The following is a 19,788-nucleotide window of genomic DNA, read 5'->3' on the forward strand; positions in this document are numbered from 1 at the left end:
GCCGGGTGGTGCTGCCCCGGACGCGTGCCGGCGCTCGCGCCCGCTGGCGGTGACGGCGGGCGCTCGGGTGCCTGCTCCTTCCAGGGGGAGCGTCCATGGTCACCTTGAGGGCAGGGCCGAGGCACCAGGGTCCACGCCATACCTCCAGGGAGCACCGATGAATCCGCTGCGTCAGCTCGCCGACTTCGGTCAGGCCGTCTGGGTGGACAACCTCCAGCGCGCCTACATCACCCAGGGCACGCTCGAGAAGTACATCCAGGAGGATGGCCTCCGGGGCCTCACCTCCAACCCGACCATCTTCCAGAAGGCGGTGGCGGGCAGCGAGGACTACCAGGACCTCTTCGACGCCGCGCGGGGGACGGGGCTGTCCGCGGGAGACGTGTACGAGCAGTTGGCGGTGCGGGACGTGCAGGGCGCGGCGGACATCCTGCGCCCCGTCTTCGACTCGCTGAAGGGGCGCGACGGGTTCGCGTCGCTGGAGGTGTCGCCGGCAATCGCCCACCAGACGCAGGCCACGCTGGAGGAGGCGCGGCGGCTGTGGGCGACGCTGGCCCGGCCCAACGTCATGGTGAAGGTCCCCGCGACGGAGGCCGGTGTCTCCGCCTTCGAGCAGCTCACGGCGGAGGGGCTCAACATCAACGTGACGCTGCTCTTCAGCCAGGAGCGCTACCGGCAGATCGCCCACGCGTACATGACGGGCCTGGAGCGCCTGGCCTCCAAGGGCGGGGACCTGGGCAGGGTGGCGAGCGTGGCGTCGTTCTTCGTCAGCCGCATCGACGTGATGGTGGACCAGGAGGTCGCGAAGCGGGTGAAGGCGGGCGTCACCGCGGAGCAGAAGAAGGCGCTGGAGTCTCTCGGTGGCAAGGTGGCCATCGCCAACGCGAAGCTCGCCTACCGCATCTACCAGGAGCTGTTCACCAGCCCGCGGTGGAAGGCGCTCGCGGCCAAGGGGGCGAAGCCCCAGCGGGTGTTGTGGGCGAGCACCAGCACGAAGAACCCCCAGTTGCGCGACGTGCTCTACATCGAGGAGCTCATCGGGCCGGACACCGTCAACACCATGCCCCCGGCGACCCTCGAGGCGTTCCGGGACCATGGCAAGGTGCGCACCAGCCTGGTGGAGGACGTGGCCGGGGCGCAGGCCACGCTGCGCACGTTGGATGCCCAGGGCATCTCGCTGAAGTCCATCACGGACCGGCTCGTCGTCGACGGCGTGAAGCTCTTCGAGGACTCCTTCACGCAACTGTTGAACGCGGTGGGGCAGAAGCTCGCGGGCACGTAGGCGGCAATCGGAAGGGGGCTGCCGCGTAGGGGCTCGGGTGGCATCCTCCCGGCCCAGTCCCCCTTCGCGTGCCCCCTCCATGAACCGACTCGCCGCGCTCGTCCTCTGTGTGCTTCCGTCCCTGGTGTCCGCGCAGCCCGCCACGCCGGAGCAGTGGGTGGTGACCACCGACCGGTGGGGCAACCTCCTCCACCAGTCCCTCTCCTGGACCCAGGAGGGGAAGAAGCTGTCGGGCGAGCTGGAGGGGGACCGGCTCGAGGGGGAGCGCCAGGGCGCGGAGGTGCGCTTCGTCGTCACGGACTCGAGACAGGCGACGTCCGTGTTCACCGGCCGACGGTCTGGGGACACGCTGAAGGGCACGGTGGAGCTGCCCGACCCCAACGACGCGAAGGCGCGGGCGCGCCATGGCTTCACCGCGCGGCGCGTCCCGCCGCGTCCGTCCGGGCCGCCGCGCGTCCTCGACTTCAAGCCCACCACGTACTCGAACGAGTTCTCCGCGAATCGGGAGCCCGTGCTCACGCTGTGGTCGGGCGACACGGTGCGCACGACGACGCTGGATTCGGGCGGCATGGACGAGAAGGGCGTCACGCGCGCGCTCTACGGCAACCCGCAGACGGGGCCCTTCTTCATCGCGGACGCGCGGGTGGGGGACACGCTGGCCATCCGCCTGGTGCGGCTGCGGTTGAGCCGCGACTCGGCGGACAGCCTGGACGCCATCGTGGGACGCGCGCTCACGCCGCGGCTGGCGTCGCGGTCCGGGGAGCTGGGCAAGCCCGTGCGCTGGAGGCTGGACGTGGCGCGTGGGGTGGCGAGCCCGGAGTCACCCTCCGAGCGGCTGAAGGGCTTCTCCATCCCCTTGAGGCCCATGCTGGGGGGACTCGCGGTGGCGCCGGACTTCGGGATGCCGCCGATGTCCACCGGCGACACCGGCCGCTTCGGCGGCAACATGGACTTCAACGAGGTGGTGGCGGGCAACACCGTCTACCTTCCCGTGGGCCAGCCCGGAGCGCTGCTCTACCTGGGCGACGGGCATGCGGGGCAGGGGGACGGTGAGACGTCGCAGTTCGCGCTGGAGACGTCGCTGGAGGTGGAGTTCACCGTGGAGGTCATCCGCGGGAAGGCGCCCTCGATGCCGCGCGTGGAGTCCCCCACGCACCTCATGGTGCTGGGGCAGGCGGGCTCGCTGGACGACGCGCTCCGCCTGGCGACCAGCGGCCTGACGCAGTGGCTGGAGCAGGACTACGGGCTCGGCCTGTCGGAGTGCGCCCAGGTGCTGGGCAGCAGCGTGCAATACAGCGTGGCCAACCTCGCGGGCCGCAGCGTGGGCGTGGCCGCGAAGCTGGAGAAGGCGCGGCTCGAGGGGCTTCGACGGACGCGCGAGTAGTCGGTGGTCGGGTCGGGGTGGTCCGTCGTGAGGCGGGTGGCCGCTGCTTCGACCCAGCTCGTGGCGGGCACCGCGCCCTCGACGAGGCTCCGCGCGGGGAAGCCAGCTCCAACGGCCCCCTACCCCCCGGGGCCTGGGTAGGAGGGAGAGGTGCGTGCCCAGGTGCCGGCCGTCGCGTGCAATCCGGGGGGGCCTGCTGGAGCGGCACCTCGATTTCGAGCGTGCCGGAGCTGGCTCGGGCCACGGGCGCTCGACAGGTCAGGACGCTGGCGAGTCCGACCCGGTGCCGAGGAGAGGCACGGCGGAAGCAGCGCGGTTCTCGGGGGTGTGGGTTTTCTCGTGACATGGGCGAGTCGGCATCGCCCTCGTGGGTCCGGTGGTTTCGAGGTCGGCGCATCCCAGTTCCGGGCGTGCCTTGCGCGGTTGTGGGAATGACGGGGCGGGTCCAGGCGTGGGTCGCGGGCGCTCTCCAGAGTGGGGGGCGGGGCCGCGCGGCGTGGCATCCACCTTGCTCGAAGAAGCCCCGCGCCCGTGCACCCGCGGGCACCGTCACGGGATGACGGCCTGGAGGACCACACGATGAGTCTCGCTCAGGACTTCCGCCTCGCGCTGCGCAAGCTGCGCGGCAGCCCGGGATTCACCCTGGTCGCCGTGCTGACGCTGGCGCTCGGGGTGGGCGCGAACAGCGCCATCTTCAGCGTGGTGGACGCGGTGCTCCTCCGCCCGCTGCCCATGGATGACGCCGAGCGGTTGGTGCGGCTGTACAGCCCGGAGGGCGAGGCGAAGGAGATGCCCACGTCGTCCCCGGACTTCATGGACTTCCAGGAGCGCAGCCGCAGCTTCTCCGGCATGACGGCGGTGCGTCACCACCAGCAGAGCCTGGGCAGCCCCGGCGTGGAGCCGGAGCGGCTGTCGGGCGCGTGGACCACGCCGGGGTTCTTCGAGGTGCTGGGCGCGCCGGTGCGGCTGGGGCGGGGGCTGACGCCAGCGGACTCCCAGCCGGGCGCCGAGCGCGTCATCGTGCTGTCCCACGGCCTGTGGCAGCGGCGCTTCGACGCGGACCCGGGCATCCTCGGCCGCACCGTCCAACTGGGCGGCGAGAACCGCACCGTGGTGGGCGTGGGGCGCGAGGGCTTCGACTTCCCCCAGGGCTCCCAGCTCTGGGCGCCGGTCGTCATCGACGCGGACTTCTCCAGCGAGGACAGCCGTGGCGCCCACGGCTGGCGCACCTACGCCCGGCTCCGGCCCGGCGTGACGTTGGAGGCGGCGTACGCGGACGTGGTGGCGGTTGCCCGGCAGTTGGAGGCCGAGCACCCCACCACCAACACCGGTGTCTCCGCCAGCCTGGTGCCGCTGCGGGACGCGCTGGTGGGCAACGTGCGCCCGGCGCTGTTCGTGCTGCTGGGGGCGGTGGGGCTGGTGCTGCTCATCGCCTGCGCCAACCTGTCCAACCTGCTGCTGGCGCGCGCGGTGGGGCGCCGGGGCGAGCTGTCGGTGCGCATGGCGCTGGGGGCCAGCCGGGGCCAGGTCGTGCGCCAGTTGCTCGTCGAGAGTGGCGTGCTCGCGGGGCTGGGGGCGCTGCTCGGCATGCTGTTCGCCGGGTGGCTGCTGGACGTGCTCCTGGCGCTGGCGCCGCGCAACATCCCCGGCCTGGAGCGGGTGTCCATCGACGGGCGCGTGCTCCTCTTCACCTGCGCGCTGGGGCTCTTCACCGCGCTGCTCTTCGGCCTGCTGCCGGCGCTCCAGGCGTCGCGGGAGAACCCGGCCACCAGCCTGCGCGAGGTGGGCGCCAAGGGCAGCACGCGCGGCGGCGGACGCGCGCGCCACGTGCTCATCGTCGCGGAGACGGCGCTGGCGGTGGTGCTGCTCGTGGGCGGCGGGCTGCTGCTCAAGAGCTTCCAGAAGCTGAAGGATTCGGACCCGGGCTTCCGCGCGGACGGGGTGCTGTCGTTCGAGCTGGAGCTGCCGGAGTCCACCTACCCGTGGGCGGGACCCGCGACGGAGCAGTTCTACGCGACCCTGCTGGAGCGGCTGGGCGCGCTGCCCGGCGTGGAGGCGGTGGGGGCCGTCCAGGGGTTGCCGCTGAGCGGCAGCAACATGACGTCGGGCCTGCGCGACCTGGCCCTGCCGGAGCCCGCGCTGGGCGAGGGCTGGCTGTCCCAGGTCCACATCGTCACGCCCGGCTACGCCCAGACGCTGCGCATGCGGCTGGTGCGCGGGCGGCTGCTGGAGGCGGGGGACTCGGCCGCGCCGGGGCACCGCGCCGTGGTCATCAGCGAGGAGGCGGCCCGGCGCTACTGGCCCGGCGAGGACCCGCTGGGGCGCGAGGTGGAGATCAGCGCGAGCTACGGCAAGGGCCGCTTCGGCGGTCGCGTCGTCGGCATCGTCGGCGACGTGCGCCACGAGGGCATCGAGAAGGACGCGTTCCCCCAGGTCTACGTGCCCTTCGCGCAGGCGCTCGGCAGCCGGATGACGGTGGTGCTGCGCACCCAGGACGACCCGCTGCGGTTGGCCGGACAGGTGCGCGAGGAGGTGAAGGCGCTGGACTCGAGCCTGCCGCTGGGCAACGTGCGCACCCTGGAGGCGCTGGTGGGCGGGGCGCTGGCGCAGCCGCGCTTCTTCATGCTGGTGACCACCAGCTTCGCGGTGCTGGCGCTCTTGCTGGCGGCGGTGGGGCTGTCGGGCGTCATCGCCCACGCGGTGAGCCACCGCACGCGCGAGTTCGGCATCCGCATGGCGCTGGGCGCGCGCACCGGGGAGCTGATGCTCCTGGTGATGCGGCAGTACCTGCGGCTGACGTCCTACGGGCTCGTCATTGGGCTGGTGCTGGCGCTCGGGGTCAGCCGGATGCTGACCGGCATGGTGTACGGCATCGTCCCGTCCGACCCGCTGACCTACCTGGGCGTGGCGGCGCTGCTCGGCGCGGTGGCGCTGGTCGCCAGCTACGTGCCGGCGCTGCGCGTGGCGCGCGTGGACCCCATCGTCGCGCTGCGACAGGAGTGAGCCCACGCGCGCGGGCGCCCCGCTAGAAGATGGAGTCCTTCTCCGTGAGGTTGTAGACCTCCTGGACGTCGCGCAGCAGCTTGGGGAAGTCCAGCTCCAGGTCCTCGAGCAGGCCCGTGCGCATGTCGAAGACCCAGCCGTGCACCGTGGGGAAGCCCTTGTCCACGTAGCTGCGCTGCACGGCCGCCGTCTTGATGATGCTGATGCACTGCTCGGTGACGTTGAGCTCCACCAGCCGGGCGTAGCGCGCCTCCGGGTCCGTGAGCGCGTCCAGCTCCGCCTTGTGCAGGCGGTACACGTCGCGCACGTTGCGCAGCCACGGGTTGAGGATGCCCAGGTCCCGGGGCTGCATGGCGGCCTTCACGCCCTGACAGCCGTAGTGGCCGCAGACGATGATGCGCTTCACCGCGAGGTGGCGCACGGCGTAGTTGATGACCGACATGACGTTCAGGTCGACGTTGTTGACCAGGTTCGCCACGTTGCGGTGGACGAAGACGTCCCCGGGCTCCACGCCCATGATTTCGTTCGCGGGCACCCGGCTGTCCGAACAGCCGATGTAGAGGTACTCCGGGTTGTGCTCCGCGGACAGGCGCTCGAAGTAGCGGGGATCGCCTTGGGTCTTCTCGGCGGCCCAGCGGCGATTGTTCTCGAAAATCTTCGCGTAGGATGGCACGGACCGAGTGCATGCCCGGCCTTGCTCCCCGCCGTCAACGGGGAACACCGTTTCAGCGCCCCCGGGGTGACAGCCTGCCCGCGCGCGGCGTGCTAGCGGGCGAGCTGGATGGGGCGTGACGGGGCGGGCCGCTGCTGGCGCATGTCGACGAGCACGTCGTAGGCGCGCCGCTCCGGCAGGACGGGCCCGGCGGCGAAGCGGTAGAAGCGGCGCACGTCCCGCTCCTGGGGGAAGCGCTCGCGCACCAGGGCCTGGAACAGCTCCTTGGCCACCCACTCCGTGTCCACGGAGACGGAGCCGAACTCGTCCAGGTAGCGCTGGGACGCGGAGGAGTCCGCCTGCCGGGCGGTGAGGACGAACACGCGCGACTGGCGGGACGGGACGACGGCGTCAGCGCCCTCGCGCATCAGCGCCAGCTCCCGCAGCTGCGGCTGGACGAACAGCTCCTGGGATTGCTGGTGGGCCAGCAGCGCGCCCAGGGCCACGAACGACGTGAGCAGCACCGCCGCCACGCGGGGACCGGTCCGGGGCCAGGTGTCCCCCAGGCGCACCGCCGCCGCGACGAAGAACACGCACCACACGCCGGTGAGCGCGTAGAGGGTGCGGTAGGTGGGCCAGCGCTCCCCGGCGAGGAAGCTGACGCAGAAGGCGGCGGCGGACAGTCCACCCAGGGCCCCCAGCCAGGTGAGGAGCCCCACGCGCCCGGCGCGCCGCCACTCGACGAAGAGCCCCGCGGCCACCAGCAGCAGCGTGAAGCCCACCATGGGCCAGTAGCCGCCGGAGGGCGCCGCGTCCGTGTCGTTGAGCTCGATGAGCGCCAGCGCGTTGGGCAGCACGCGGGTGACGAACCAGTCCGTCTTGTCCAGCAGGTGCCGCTCGAACGCCATGCGCGGCGAGGGCGTGAACACGCCCAGCGCGAAGGTCAGCCGGGTGACGGCGTAGGCGAGCCCCAGGCCGCCGCCCATGACGAGGAGGTAGCGCAGCCCCGTGCGCGCCACCGCGCGCGGGTCCGGGAACACACGCGCCACCAGCGCCGCCGCCAGCAGCACCACGAAGAACGGCGCGCTGGCCTGATAGATGAGCGTGGACGCGCCCAGCGCCACCACGCCGCCCAGGCACCACGCCCGGCGCCGCCACGCGGCCTCCTCCGGCGCCGCCTCCAGGCCCCGCCGCGCGAGCGCGAACGCGGCCACGGCGCACAGCATGGCCACCGGCTGCGGCCAGCAGATGCTCCAACTGGCGACGACCTGCGCGGAGGGAATCACGCCCAGCAGCGCCGCGAGCAGCGTGGCGGGCAGGCCCCGCCAGCCCTCGCGCCGCAGCACCAGGAACACCGCCACGGACAGCAGCCCCAGGCCCGCCACCGACATCGCCCGCATGCCGGACAGCCCCTGGATGTCCTCCGCCTCGCGCGTGGAGCGCTCCAGGAGCCAGCCGTACAGCGGGCGGCCCATGGCCCCACAGACGCGGAGGATCTTCCCCGGCTCCTCCCGCGCCTCGCGCAGGATGGAGTAGTCGTCACGCAGGCCATAGTGATGGGAGATGGCGCCCGCGTAGATGGCCCAGGGCAACAGGAAGAGCAGGGCAGCCGAACCCAGGGCTCCGAGGGTGTGTCTCGTGAAACGTGTCCGCAGGGGAGACCTCTGAAGGCCCGGCACTCTAGCAGAGCCCCATGACGCGTCTCGGCATGCGAGCGGGCGGCGGATATGTGCAACGCCAAACATGTGCGGAGGGTCCCTCCTCCCGGCCGGGGCGGGCCTCGGGACACACGCCTTGTCCGGGCCCCGCGGCGCCCCGAGACGAGGCTCCCTGCATGTGGGGACGGGGGCGGCGGGCTACCATGGCGCGACCCGCCCGGACTGGAGTGCTCCCGTTGACCGTGTCCTCGCCCGAAGTGCAGTGCCCTCGCGACCCCGGGAACCCGGCGGGCGCGCCGTGCCCGCGGTGTGGCACGTTCACCTGTGGGGTCTGCGCGTCGCCGTGGGAGGGGCAGTGGCTGTGCCCGGACTGCGTGGGACGGGTGGCGCGGGGCGACGGGTCGTGGCTGGCGGTGGGCGCGGGCATCCTGGGCTTCCTGTCCCTGGCGTGCGTGCCGCTGGCGCTGGTGGCCATCGTCCTGGCGGGCATCGACCTGGCGAAGGGGGCGTCGCGAGGCCGCGCGGCGCGGCGGCTGGACGTGGTGGCCATCCTCGTGGCGCTGGCGGCCCTCGGCTTCTGGGGCGTCTTCCTGTTCGCGTGAGCCGCCGCGCGGTCAGCCGGCGGGCGGAGGTGGCGGCGCCACCTGTCCCATGGGGAGCGCCTGGACGATGGCGTAGGCCATGAAGGCGCCCGTGCCCGCGACGGCGATTCCGAGCAGGTAGGCGCCGAAGCCCAGCTCGAACAGCGAGCCCATGACGGAGCCCGTCAGCTCGCCGAAGAACCAGAACGCCACGCCGAGCGCCGCCCAGCCGCGGCCGCGCTGTCGCTGCTGCGCGAGCTCCGCGAGCTTCTTGAAGAGGGCGATGACGGCGGCGATTTCGAGCATGGGGCGACTCCATCATGCCCGGGCGACGCGACGGAAGGGCCCGTCCGGGCGCGTCCGCCGCTGTCCGTCCAGCCATCCCTCTCACTGGCCCCCAGGGCGGGTGGTCCGCGAGGGAGGCGCTTCCTACCCTGGCGCGAAGCTCTTCGGCGGGGTGCATGTTGATGCGGGGACTGGCGTGGCTGGCAATGGCGTGGGTGGGGGGGCTGGTGGCGGGGTGTGGAGAGGCTCCCATGGACGAGGCCCCGCACCCGGAGGCGGGACCGGCCCGCTCGGGGCATCCGGCGCTGCGGCCGGGGTCGCCTCGCAGGGTCAAGGCGTTCTTTCCCCAGACGCAGCTTCCGCCGCGTCTCGCGCCGGGGCCCGCGGAGCTGACGCCCTTCCAGGGGCGGCTGCTCTTCGCGGCCAACTTCGAGATTGGCGCCCGGGCGATCTGGACGAGTGACGGGACGTCCGTGGGGACGTACTCGTTGAAGACCTTCCCCGCGGGGCAACTGCCCGGGGCGGATGCCCGGGTGACCCAGTTGGCCAGCACCGGCTCGCAATTGTTCTTCACCGCGGGGGACGCGCCGGCGGGCAACGAGCTGTGGGTGACGGACGGCACCCGCGAGGGGACCCGGCGGGTGGCGGACCTGACGCCGGGGCCGGCGAGCTCCAACCTGACGGGCCTCACCGTCCTGGGAGACTCGCTGGTGTTCTTCCGTCAAATCCCCGCGGCGCCTCCGGAGGTGGCCCACACGGAGCTGTGGCGCAGCGACGGCTCGACGGCGGGGACGCAGCGCGTGGTGCCCCTGGTGCCGGGTGGGGCCGTGGAGTGGCGCACGGTGCGGGTGGGCGGGGGGCTGCTCTTCTTCGTGGTGGACACCGATGGGAGCGTCCAGGCGTGGCGCACGGACGGCACCCTCACGGGCACGCGCGTCGTCGCCTCCTTCCCGTCGGAGGACGGCGGCTACGTCCCGATGGAGATGGGGGAGGCGGGGGACATGGCCTTCTTCAGCATGTTCGACGCGGAGGGCACGACGTCCATCTGGGGGACGGATGGCTCCAGCGACGGGACGCGCAACCTGTTCACCCTCCCCGCGGATGGCCGCCAGCCCCGGCTGCTGACCGCGGTGGGCGACAAGCTCTACTTCTCGCTCGTCGAGCCGGTGACGCAGCTGCTGACGCTCTACACGCTGCGCATGGATGGCCTGTCCACGCCGGTCGAGGTCGCCACGCTGCCCAATCCCTACGCGAGCATGGGCGAGGCCGCTCCGCTCATCGCCACCACGGCGCGCGCCGGCGCCCGGCTCTTCTTCGAGTTGTACATCGGCAGCTCCGGCGCCACGCCGCGCGACACGCAGTTGTGGGTGACGGACGGCACGGGGGCGGGGACGAAGATGCTGCGCCGGCCCCTGAGCGTCTCCGACGAGTACGCCTCGCCGCTGGTCGCCGCGGACGAGCAGTACGTGTTCTTCGCCTCGCACTCCGACGAGACGGGCGTCGAGCCCTGGGTGACGGATGGGACGACGACGGGCACCCGCCTCTTGAGGGACCTGCGCCCCGGCGTGCCCAACACCTATCCCCTCCACTACACGCGCGTGGGGGACCGGATGTACTTCACGGCCTTCGACGACACGGTGGCCTACCAGCTGTGGATGGTGCCGCTGAACCCCTGAAGTGTCCTTCCGCCGTCGTCCGACCCGGACGTGGGGCCAGCCCGAACGTCGTCGGCCGGACCGCGTCCGGGCATGCGCGTTGTCCCGTACACGTCCGGGCGCGGGCGGCTCGGGCCCCTTCGTTGACGCCGCGATTCCCCGCGGACACCTACTACGTCCCTGGACGGGCTCGAGTGCCGGGACGGATGGCGTGAACTCCAAACGCGACGAGCGGGACGTACCGGGTGAGGGCCTGACGCGCCTCACGTCGGCGCTGTCCGACGCGCGCATGCCCGCCCATCCCGAGGCCATCGAGGAGTGGGTGGTGGAGTGGTTGGCGGACTTCTGGCGACGGCCGCCCCACGCCATCGACGCGCGCCGGCCCCTGGTGGAGCAGGGGCTCGACTCGCTGGGCGCGGTGGCCCTGGCCCATGACCTGGCGCAGTGGCTGGGCCTGTCGCTGGACGCCGCCGCGCTCTGGCACCAGCGCACCATCTCCGCCCTGGCGCGGAGGCTGGCCGTGGAGGGGGGCCTGCTGTCCGCAGCGGCCCTCTCCCGGGAGGAGTGGAGCGGGCTTCCACGTGACGGGGACCCGCCCGCGTCGCGCGAGCAGTGGCGGCTGTGGCGCGCCGAGCAGCGGTTCCCGGGGCGCGCGCTCCACCATGTCCACTTCCGCCTGCGCTTCGACGGCCCGCTCGACGTGGAGGCGCTGCGGCGCGCCCTCCACGAGGTCGTCCGCCGCCACGAGGCGCTACGGACGACCTTCGACGAGCGCGAGGGCCGCCTGGTGCAGCGCGTGTCGCCCTCGCTCCAGCCCGAGGTGCCGCTCGTCGACCTGCGCCCCGCCGGGAGCGGGGGCGCGCCCGCGTCCGAGGCGTTCCGCCGGCTGGACGAGGCGCTGGCGCGAACGCCCTTCGACCCGCGGCGGGGGCCCCTCCTGCGCACGACGCTCGTGCGCGTGGGGGCGCAGGCGCACGTCCTCCTGGTGACGCAGCACCGGCTCGTCACGGACGACACGTCGCGGGCGGTGTTCGCCCGGGAGGTGGCGCTGCTGTACCGCGTCTTCCGCGCGGGCATCCCTCCCCCCCTGGCCGCGCCCGGGTGCCAGCCGGGCGACGTGGCCCGACACCAGCAAGCCTGGCTCGCGAGCGAGGCCGCGACGCTGCAGCGCGCGTACTGGCGTCGGCGCCTCGTGGGCGCGCGGCCCCTGACGCTGTCCTCCCGGGGAGGTCGCGCGGCCCCGTCGCCCGAGGGAGGCACGGTCGGCTTCGAGCTGCCCGCGGAGCTGGTCGCCGCCGCGCGGACCGTGGCGACGCGCGCGGACGCGACGCTGTTCGTCGTCCTGTCGACCGTGTTCGCCGCGCTGCTGTACCGCCGCTGCGGTCAATCCGACCTGGTGCTGGGCGCGGGCGTGGCCAACCGCGAGCGGCGCGCGGTGCGCGACGTGGTGGGCCTGCTCTCCAACCTGGTGGCGCTGCGGTGTGACCTGTCCGGCAACCCGTCGTTCCACGAGCTCCTGTCGCGCCAGCTCGTCACGACGTTGGAGGCCCTGGGGCACCAGCGGTTGCCTTTCGACGAGGTGGTCGACGGGGTGACGGGCACGTGGGCCGGGGGCGCGCCCCTGGTCCAGGCCGCGTGCCTGTTCGAGCGCTCGGCCACGCCCGACCTGTCCATCCCCGGCTTGTCCTGCGTGCTGGAGACGGACACGCCGGATGCGTCGTTGCCCGGCGCCGCGCGCTTCGACCTGTCGCTGCTGCTGCGGGAGGAGCCCGGATGTGTCCGGGGGGCCTTCGAGTACGCGTCCGCGCTCTTCGGCCGCGAGGAGGTGGAGCACCTGGCGCGCGACTTCCTCTCGCTGCTCCGGGAGCTGGCGTCCCGGCCGGAGGCGCGCGTGGCGGGGTGAGGGGAGCGGCGGCCTTCAGTCCCGGGGTGGCTCGGGGGCGGCGCCGAGCGCCTCCGGCACGGCGGCCTCGAGCGCGAGCCGGGCCTCCTCGTGGTCCCTGGTCGCGGACGCCACCTTCCCCGTCAACCGCTCCATGGGTTCTCGCTGGGCCATCTCCTCCAGGTGCGCGCACGCGCGGGCCAGGCGGCTGGCGCCGAAGAGGGCGGCGCTGGAGCGCAGGCTGTGGGCATGGCGCGCGAGCGCGGCCGTGTCCCCCGTCTCCACCGCGGCCTGGAAGGCGTCCAGGTGCTTGCCGGTGTTCTTCAGGAAGTCGCGCACCAGGGCGCCCAGCTCGTGTCGCTCGCCTCCGGTGAGCACCTCGAGCTTCTCGAGCGCGCCCCGGTCCAGCACGGGCGTGGAGGGTGGGGCCTCCGCGGGAGCCCCCTCCGGCGCGGGCGCCGCGCGCGCGTCCCGGTGGCCGGCGGCGCGCTCCAGCGCGGCCATGAGCAGGAAGGCGTCCACGGGCTTGGTGACGAAGTCGTCCATGCCCACCTGGAGGCAGCGCTCCTGGTCCTCGCGGATGGCGCTCGCCGTCATCGCGATGATGCGGGGCTGGCCGTAGCGCTGCCCGTCGCCGCGGATGCGCCGGGTGGCCTCCAGGCCGTCCATGTGGGGCATGTGGACGTCCATGAAGACGACGTCATGGGGCTCGCGCTCCAGGGTGTTCAAGGCCTCCAGGCCGTTGCCCACCACGTGGGCCTCGTAGCCCAGCTTGCGGAACAGGCGCAGACCCACCTTCTGGTTGATGGGGTTGTCCTCCACCAGCAGCACGCGCAGCGGGTGGCGCGAGCCCAGGGTGACGTCCAGCTCCGGCATGACGTGGCCCTGGAGCGAGGGCCCCTCGGCGAGCCGCACCTCCAGCGTGAAGGTGCTGCCCTGGCCCACGGTGCTCTCGACGCGGATGGTGCCGCCCATCAACTGCGCCAGCCGCAGGCTGATGGCGAGCCCCAGGCCGGTGCCGCCGTAGTGGCGACTGGTGGAGGCATCCACCTGGCTGAACGAGCGGAACAGCCGGTCCATCCGCTCCGCGGGGATGCCGATGCCGGTGTCGCGGATGTGGATGCGCAGGGGCTCGGCGCCGCCCGGGCCGGCGTGGGGCTCGCCGCGCGACACCTGGACGCTGACGCCGCCGTCGTGCGTGAACTTCAGGGCGTTGCCCACCAGGTTCACCAGCACCTGCCGCAGGCGCATCTTGTCGCCCAGCAGCGCGTCGCGCACGTCCGCGTCCACCTGGTGCTGGAGGTACAGCCCGCGCGCCACCGCCTGGGGCGACAGCAGCGTCAGGCACTCCTTGAGCATCTGGCGCAGGGAGAAGGGCTGGTCGTCGAGCTCGAACGCACCCGCTTCGATCTTGGAGAAGTCGAGCAGGTCGTTGATGAGGCGCAGCAGCGCGTCGCCGCTGGTGTGGATGACCTCCACGCACTCGCGCTGCTCCTCGGTGAGGCCCGTCTCCCGCAGCAGTTGCGCCATGCCGAGCACGCCGTTCATGGGCGTGCGGATTTCGTGGCTCATGTTGGCCAGGAAGCTGGACTTGGCCGCGTTGGCGGCGTCCGCCTCGGCGCGGGCGGCGGCCAGGGCCGAGTTCTTCTCCTCCAGGGCGGCCTGCGCGTCCTGGGCCTCGGTGACGTCCAGGAAGGCCCACAGCCTCCCGCGCGCCGCGCCCCTGCGCGCCGGCACGCACGACACGGACAGGACGCGGTGGGGGGACTCGAAGCGCCAGAGCATGTCGCGCAGCTCCGGCGGGTTCCCGTCGAACATCCGCGCCAGCCAGGCTTCGATCTGCTCGCGGTTCACCGCGCGGGCGCGCAACGCGGCCATGGCCGGGGCCATGAGGTGCGCGGGGACCTGTCCCTCCTGCAGGCCGAGCAGCAGCGCGCCCGGGCGGTTCACCCACGTCTCCAGGCGGTTCTGCTCCAGGAAGACGAGGCCGCAGGGCAGGGCATGGGAGATGGCGTCCACGCGGGCGCGCAGCACCTCCGTGGCGCCCTCCAGGTCGCGCTCGCGGGCGGTGGTGACGAGCAGCCCCGCGAGCGCCTGGAGCTCCACGCGCTCCTCGTGGGAGAAGGGGCGCGCGCCGTCGCGGATGAGGAGGATGCCGCCCCGGCGCTCGTCGATGGACTGCCAGGGCAGGAGGGCCCCGGCGCCCCGGAGCAGCTCCGGCAGCTCGCCGCCGCGTGGCTCGGGGTCGAAGAAGCGCCAGTCCGAGCCCCCCAGCGCGCCCCGGAAGAGCGCCTCGCCCAGGTGGGCGAGGTGGGGACGTTGGGCGGGGGTGCCGGCCTGTTCGATGACGGTGACCGCGTCGATGCGGCGCAGGCTGACGGCGAGCTGCGCGCCACAGTGGCGGCGCACGGCCTCCAGGACGCGCTCCAGTTGCGAGCCATCGCGGACCGCGAGGGCCCGTACCACGGAGACCATCAAGTCCGTCATCGCGGAGGTCTGGGACGCCAGTCCGGGGGGCCCGTCGGCTTCCGAGCCCGCCGTCTCCCAGGCCGTCATGATGCCGTGAGTGCCCTGGCGAGGATAGCGTTGATTTCGTCCGGAGCCGTCACGTGGGGCAGGTGGCCCTGGTTGGGCACGTACTCGATGCTCCCGTGGCGGAGCGTCCTCGCCAGGTACTCGCCCACGCTGGTGGGGACCGCGAAGTCGTCCAGGGGCTGGACGACGCACGTGGGGACGGTGAGCCGGGGGACCTGCTCGCGGAAGTCGGACTCGAAGAGGATCCGCACCAGCCCGCTGGCGATGTCGGGCCGCAGGGCCATGAGCGACTCGGCGAAGGTGTCCGCGTGCTCACGCGCGGCGGACGGGCCCGCCGCCGCCTTGGCGAAGCCGCTCGCCCAGGCCTCGAAGTGCTGCTCCACCGTCTCGTACAGCGCGTCGATTTCGTGCCGGTCGAAGCCGCCCCGGTAGTTGGGGGCGTTCATGTACCGGGGCGAGGCGCTGATGAACACCATCGTGCGGAACAGCTCCGGCCGCAGGACGCCGGCGACCAGGCCAATCATCGCGCTCATGGAGTGCCCGACATAGGACACGTCCCGCGCGTCGACCGCCTCCAGCACCTCGACCAGGTCCAGCGCGTAGCTCTCCAGGCTCGCGTAGCGGTGGGGGCTGTAGGACTCCAGGTCGGAGCCCGTCGCGCCCACGTGGTCGAACAGGATGATGCGGTGCGTGGACTCGAACGCGCGCACCTGGTTCTTCCACACCTTCTGGTTGGCGCCGAAGCCGTGGGCGAGCACGAGGACGTCCTCCCCGTTGCCGACGACCTGCACATTGTTTCGGTTGAGAACCGTCCGGGTCATGACTTGGTCTCGCGATGGCGTGGTGCGCCCCCGACTGCTCCACGTGAGCCCCGAGTCTAGTGCATCGTCCACGCGATATCAGTCGAACCGCCCGGCTGCCCGGGAAGCGACCGGAATCCGTCACACACGCCGGACCACTCTCGCGCACACGCGGGCCGTGTCCGACCCGGGGCTGTCGTGGAGAACCCGTGGGTGGAAGGACGCCGCGCGCCTCGCGGCCCAGGCACCGGGCGATGGACGACATCGAGGGTGTTCCCTGCGTCACGGAGTGGGCGTGGGTCTGTCGAGCGCCGCCCAATTCGTGCCGGCGCGTGGTGAAGGTCGCCTCGCCGTCCATGACAACGTCCGGGGAGGACATCCACATGGGCAGGTCGGTCATCCTGACGAGGGGCGGGGCATGATGGGCGCCAACCCGGTCGCGAGCGAGAACGGACACCCGGGCACGTCCGAGTGGCGGTTGAGCCAGCCCGCGGTCTCACCCCAGTTGGAAGGGTACGCCGGCCAGGCGAGCATCCAGCACGGGGAGTCCATCGACATCCACGTGCGGACGGACAGCGTCCGGCCCGTGCGTTGGGAGCTGTACCGCATGGGCTACTACGGCGGGACGGGCTCCCGGAAGATGGCGTCGGGAGGGCCCGTCTCCATCGGGCCGCAGCCCACGCCGGTGGCGGACCGGACGACGGGGCGGGTGGAGTGCCGCTGGCCCACGAGCTTCACCGTCGCGACGCAGGCGTCGTGGCCCAGCGGCGTGTACCTGGTGAAGCTGATTCGCGACGACGGGCGCCAGGCCTACGTGCTCTTCGTGTTGCGCGCCGACGAGCGCAAGGGCGTGGCGGTGGTGCAGCTCTCCGTCACCACCTTCCAGGCCTACAACGACTGGGGCGGGGAGAGCCTCTACACGACCTCGCTGGGCCTGTCCGGCGGGCACGCGAAGGTCGTCTCGTTCGACCGGCCCTATTCGGACGGCAACGGCGCGGGCGAGTACTTCTACTACCCGCACTACTTCGTGATGTGGGCGGAGGCGAAGGGCTACGACCTGACGTACGTCACCAACGTCGACGTGGACCGCGACCCCTCGCTGCTGACGGGGCAGAAGCTGTTCGTCGCGGTGGGCCATGACGAGTACTGGTCGCGCCCGGCGCGCGACGCGGTGGAGGCGGCGCTCGCGTCGGGGGTGAACCTGGCGTTCTTCGCGGGGGACACGAGCTGCTGGCTCATCCGGCTGGAGTCCTCGGGGACGGGCGCGGCGCGGCGGCGGCAGGTCTGCTTCAAGGACGAGGCGCCCCGGGAGGACCCGCGCGCGGGCACGCCCTTGATGACGGTGCGCTGGCGCAACGCGCTGATGGACGAGCCGGAGAACGCGCTCGCCGGGGTGATGTCCGACGCGTGGGGCATCATCAACCAGCCCTTCGTGGTGCGCAGCCCCACCGCCTGGCCCTTCGAGGGGACGGGGCTCGCGGAGGGGGACTCCCTCCTCTCCATCGTGGGCTATGAAATCGACCGCGCGTGGACGAACGGGCGCACGCCTCCGGGCTTCGTCGCGCTCGCGCAGTCTCCGGCCATCAGCAACAAGGGCGAGCCGAACTGGCACACCGCGGGGCTGTACACCGCGCCCTCCGGCGCGTTCGTGTTCTCCAGCGGGGGCATCGCCTGGTCCTTCGGCCTGTCCCACCCCCAGTTCGCGGACCTGCGCGTGCAGCGCATCGCCGACAACGTGATGAAGAAGGCGGGGCTGACGCCGACCGGCGCGGGCGACACCTTCGGGGCGGAGGTGCCTCGCCCCGTGGACCGCGCGGGACAGGCCGGCGGCGTCTCCACCATCGCGGGCCGCGCGTTCCAGGAGGGACTCCAGAACGGGCCGGCGACGGCCGCGCGGTTCCGCCGGCCGGTGGGCGTGGCGGTGGACGCGGCGGGGAACGTCTTCATCACCGACACGGGCAATCACGTGGTGCGGATGATGGCCAACGACGCGGCGCGCACCGTCACCACCGTCGCGGGGACGGGCGCGGCGGGCGTGGGCGAGGGGCCCGGCGCGACGACGCCGCTGCGCTCGCCGCAGGGAATCGCCATCGCGCCGGACGGCACCCTCTTCGTGGCGGACACGGGCAACCACCGCGTCGTGCGCATCGCCCGGGACGGACGGTGGACCGTCTCCACGTTCGCCGGCTCGCGGGAGGGGCGCCAGGGCCGGGCGGACGGGGCGGGCACGGCGGCGCGCTTCCAGACGCCCTCGGGGCTCGCCTTCCAGGGGGCGGACCTGTACGTGGCGGACACGTTCAACCACCGGCTGGCGCGCATCGCTCCGCAGGGGCAGGTGTCCACGCTCATCGGCGCGAACGGCGCGGGCAGCACCAACGGACCGGCGAGCCAGGCGCGGCTCAAGCGGCCCACGGCGGTGGCGGCGGGCGGCGGGGCGCTGTGGGTGGTGGACACGGGCAACCGCCTCATCCGCCGGGTGGCGCTGGACGCGGCCTCCACCACCTCCACGGTGGCGGGCGGGACGACGGGCGGGTCCTCGGATGGCAGCGGCGGCGGCGCGCTCTTCATGCCCGTGCTGGGGGCGGCGTATGTCGACGGGCGGCTGCTCGTCGCGGACACGGGAAACGAGCGCATCCGCGCCGTCGTCGGAGGACAGGTGCGCACGTACGCGGGCGCGGGTGTGCACGGCGCGAGGGACGGCGCGGCGGAGCAGGCCACCTTCAGTCTGCCCACGGGCGTGGCCGCGCTCGCCAACGGCGACGTGCTCGTCGTGGACCAGGGCGCTTCGACGGTGCGGCTGTTGCGCGGACCCTCGGAGGGCGAGGGCTCCCGGCTGGTGCCGCGCATCACCGGCGGGCCCTTCGTGGGGGAGCAGGCCCCGCACGACGTCTTCCTCGACGGGACGACCAGCACCACCACCGAACCGGGTGGGTGGATTCAACGCTTCCGGTGGGACCTGGGTGACGGCACGACGGTGGAGGCGGGCTACCTGGAGCACCGCTACCTGGACCCGGGGCGCTACACCGTCACGCTCACCGCGACGGATGCCCGGGGCGTGAGCGCGTCCACGACCCAGGTCATCGCGGTGGGCGCCCCTGGAGCGCGGGCGCCCTGACGACGGAGACGGCGGCGGCTCAGGCCTTCAGGAACGCGAGCAGGTCCGCGTTGAACTGCTCGCGGTGCGTGACGGTGAGGCCGTGCGGCGCGCCGGGGTACACCTTCAGCGTGGCGTCCTTGACGAGCTTCGCGGCCTGCTGGCCGGCGGCGCCGATGGGGACGATCTGGTCGTCGTCGCCGTGGATGATGAGCGTGGGGACGTCGAACTTCTTCAGGTCCTCCGTCTGGTCCGTGGCGGAGAAGGCCTGGATGCAGTCGTAGGCGGCCTTCAGGCCCACCTGCATGCCGGAGTACCAGAACGCGTCGCGGGCGCCCTGGGACACCTTCGCGCCCTCGCGGTTGGCGCCGAAGAAGGGCGTGGTCAGCTCCTGGAAGAACTGCGAGCGGTCCGCCAGCACGCCGGCGCGGATGCCGTCGAACACCTCGACGGGCAGGCCGCCGGGGTTGGACGCCGTCTTGAGCATCAGCGGCGTCACGGCGCCCACGAGCACCGCCTTGGCCACGCGCTTGGAGCCGTGCCGGGCGAGGTAGCGGGCCACCTCGCCTCCGCCGGTGGAGAAGCCGACCAGCACGGCGTTCTTCAGGTCCAGCGCGTCCATCACCGCGGCCAGGTCGTCCGCGTAGGTGTCCATGTCGTGCCCGTTCCACGGCTGGCTGGAGCGGCCGTGGCCGCGACGGTCGTGGGCGATGGCGCGGTAGCCCCGGGAGGCGAGGAAGTAGAGCTGCTCGTCCCAGCTGTCCGAGCTCAGCGGCCAGCCGTGGCTGAAGACCACGGGCTGTCCGGAGCCCCAGTCCTTGTAGAAGATGCGCGTGCCGTCCTTGGTCGTGACGATGCTCATGGTCCTCGGCTCCAGGTGAGGTGCTGCGTGCCGAGCCAAGGTAGCGGTGCGCGCCATGCCGGCTGAACCCCCGGTGGGGGTCCATGCGCCTCCCCAAGTCGAGGGAGGTTCGCCTTGA

Annotated in this window: 13 protein-coding genes; 7 read left to right on the top strand and 6 right to left on the bottom strand. The window is 72.8% G+C overall.

Annotation, left to right across the window (positions count from 1 at the left end; genetic code table 11):
• Positions 1-157 precede the first annotated feature (157 nt).
• The 3 genes from tal (at position 158) to LZ198_RS15300 (ending at position 5,666) form a co-directional block, all read left to right on the top strand.
• Complete coding sequence (gene tal / locus LZ198_RS15290; protein WP_253972692.1) at positions 158-1,279, top strand: transaldolase; 1,122 nt, start codon at positions 158-160, stop codon at positions 1,277-1,279.
• Between the two features lie 79 nt (positions 1,280-1,358).
• Entirely contained in the window at positions 1,359-2,663 is a 1,305-nt protein-coding gene (locus tag LZ198_RS15295) for an acetamidase/formamidase family protein (RefSeq protein WP_253972693.1), read from the top strand.
• A 579-nt stretch (positions 2,664-3,242) separates the two neighbouring features.
• Complete coding sequence (locus tag LZ198_RS15300; RefSeq protein ID WP_253972694.1) at positions 3,243-5,666, top strand: ABC transporter permease; 2,424 nt, start codon at positions 3,243-3,245, stop codon at positions 5,664-5,666.
• Between the two features lie 22 nt (positions 5,667-5,688).
• Here LZ198_RS15300 and LZ198_RS15305 read toward each other — a convergent pair whose 3' ends face one another.
• Together LZ198_RS15305 and LZ198_RS15310 are read right to left on the bottom strand one after the other, a co-directional pair.
• Entirely contained in the window at positions 5,689-6,339 is a 651-nt protein-coding gene (locus LZ198_RS15305; RefSeq protein WP_253972695.1) for a carbonic anhydrase, read from the bottom strand.
• A 92-nt stretch (positions 6,340-6,431) separates the two neighbouring features.
• Positions 6,432-7,910: a glucosyltransferase domain-containing protein gene (locus LZ198_RS15310; protein WP_253972696.1), complete on the bottom strand. Its 1,479-nt coding sequence runs from the start codon at positions 7,908-7,910 to the stop codon at positions 6,432-6,434.
• 308 nt (positions 7,911-8,218) lie between these two features.
• On the opposite strand from LZ198_RS15310, the gene LZ198_RS15315 reads away from it, so the two are divergent.
• Positions 8,219-8,578: an Rcat domain-containing protein gene (locus tag LZ198_RS15315; protein WP_253972697.1), complete on the top strand. Its 360-nt coding sequence runs from the start codon at positions 8,219-8,221 to the stop codon at positions 8,576-8,578.
• A 12-nt stretch (positions 8,579-8,590) separates the two neighbouring features.
• Here the strand turns inward: LZ198_RS15315 and LZ198_RS15320 are convergent, their stop codons facing one another.
• Positions 8,591-8,863 (bottom strand): hypothetical protein, encoded by a 273-nt coding sequence (locus LZ198_RS15320; protein ID WP_253972698.1) that lies wholly within the window; start codon positions 8,861-8,863, stop codon positions 8,591-8,593.
• A 230-nt stretch (positions 8,864-9,093) separates the two neighbouring features.
• On the opposite strand from LZ198_RS15320, the gene LZ198_RS15325 reads away from it, so the two are divergent.
• Complete coding sequence (locus tag LZ198_RS15325) at positions 9,094-10,518, top strand: hypothetical protein (protein WP_253972699.1); 1,425 nt, start codon at positions 9,094-9,096, stop codon at positions 10,516-10,518.
• A 190-nt stretch (positions 10,519-10,708) separates the two neighbouring features.
• Entirely contained in the window at positions 10,709-12,400 is a 1,692-nt protein-coding gene (locus tag LZ198_RS15330; RefSeq protein ID WP_253972700.1) for a condensation domain-containing protein, read from the top strand.
• Positions 12,401-12,415: 15 nt separating this feature from the next.
• On the opposite strand, the gene LZ198_RS15335 is transcribed toward LZ198_RS15330, so the two are convergent.
• Both LZ198_RS15335 and LZ198_RS15340 read right to left on the bottom strand, forming a co-directional pair.
• The gene (locus tag LZ198_RS15335) at positions 12,416-14,935 is read right to left on the bottom strand and encodes a hybrid sensor histidine kinase/response regulator (protein ID WP_253972701.1); all 2,520 of its coding nucleotides are present in this window, start codon (positions 14,933-14,935) and stop codon (positions 12,416-12,418) included.
• Positions 14,932-15,735, bottom strand: a complete 804-nt coding sequence (locus tag LZ198_RS15340) for an alpha/beta fold hydrolase (RefSeq protein WP_253972702.1) — start codon at positions 15,733-15,735, stop codon at positions 14,932-14,934. Before LZ198_RS15340 ends, LZ198_RS15335 begins: the two co-directional genes overlap by 4 nt.
• 397 nt (positions 15,736-16,132) lie before the next feature.
• Between LZ198_RS15340 and LZ198_RS15345 the strand changes: the two genes are divergently transcribed.
• Positions 16,133-18,829 carry a N,N-dimethylformamidase beta subunit family domain-containing protein gene (locus LZ198_RS15345; RefSeq protein WP_253972703.1) on the top strand — a complete coding sequence of 899 codons (2,697 nt, stop codon included), beginning with the start codon at positions 16,133-16,135 and terminating at the stop codon, positions 18,827-18,829.
• 19 nt (positions 18,830-18,848) lie between these two features.
• Here LZ198_RS15345 and LZ198_RS15350 read toward each other — a convergent pair whose 3' ends face one another.
• Positions 18,849-19,670, bottom strand: a complete 822-nt coding sequence (locus LZ198_RS15350; RefSeq protein ID WP_253972704.1) for an alpha/beta fold hydrolase — start codon at positions 19,668-19,670, stop codon at positions 18,849-18,851.
• Positions 19,671-19,788: the final 118 nt, after the last annotated feature.

This window comes from Myxococcus dinghuensis, from assembly GCF_024198235.1.
GTDB classification, from domain to species: domain Bacteria; phylum Myxococcota; class Myxococcia; order Myxococcales; family Myxococcaceae; genus Myxococcus; species Myxococcus dinghuensis.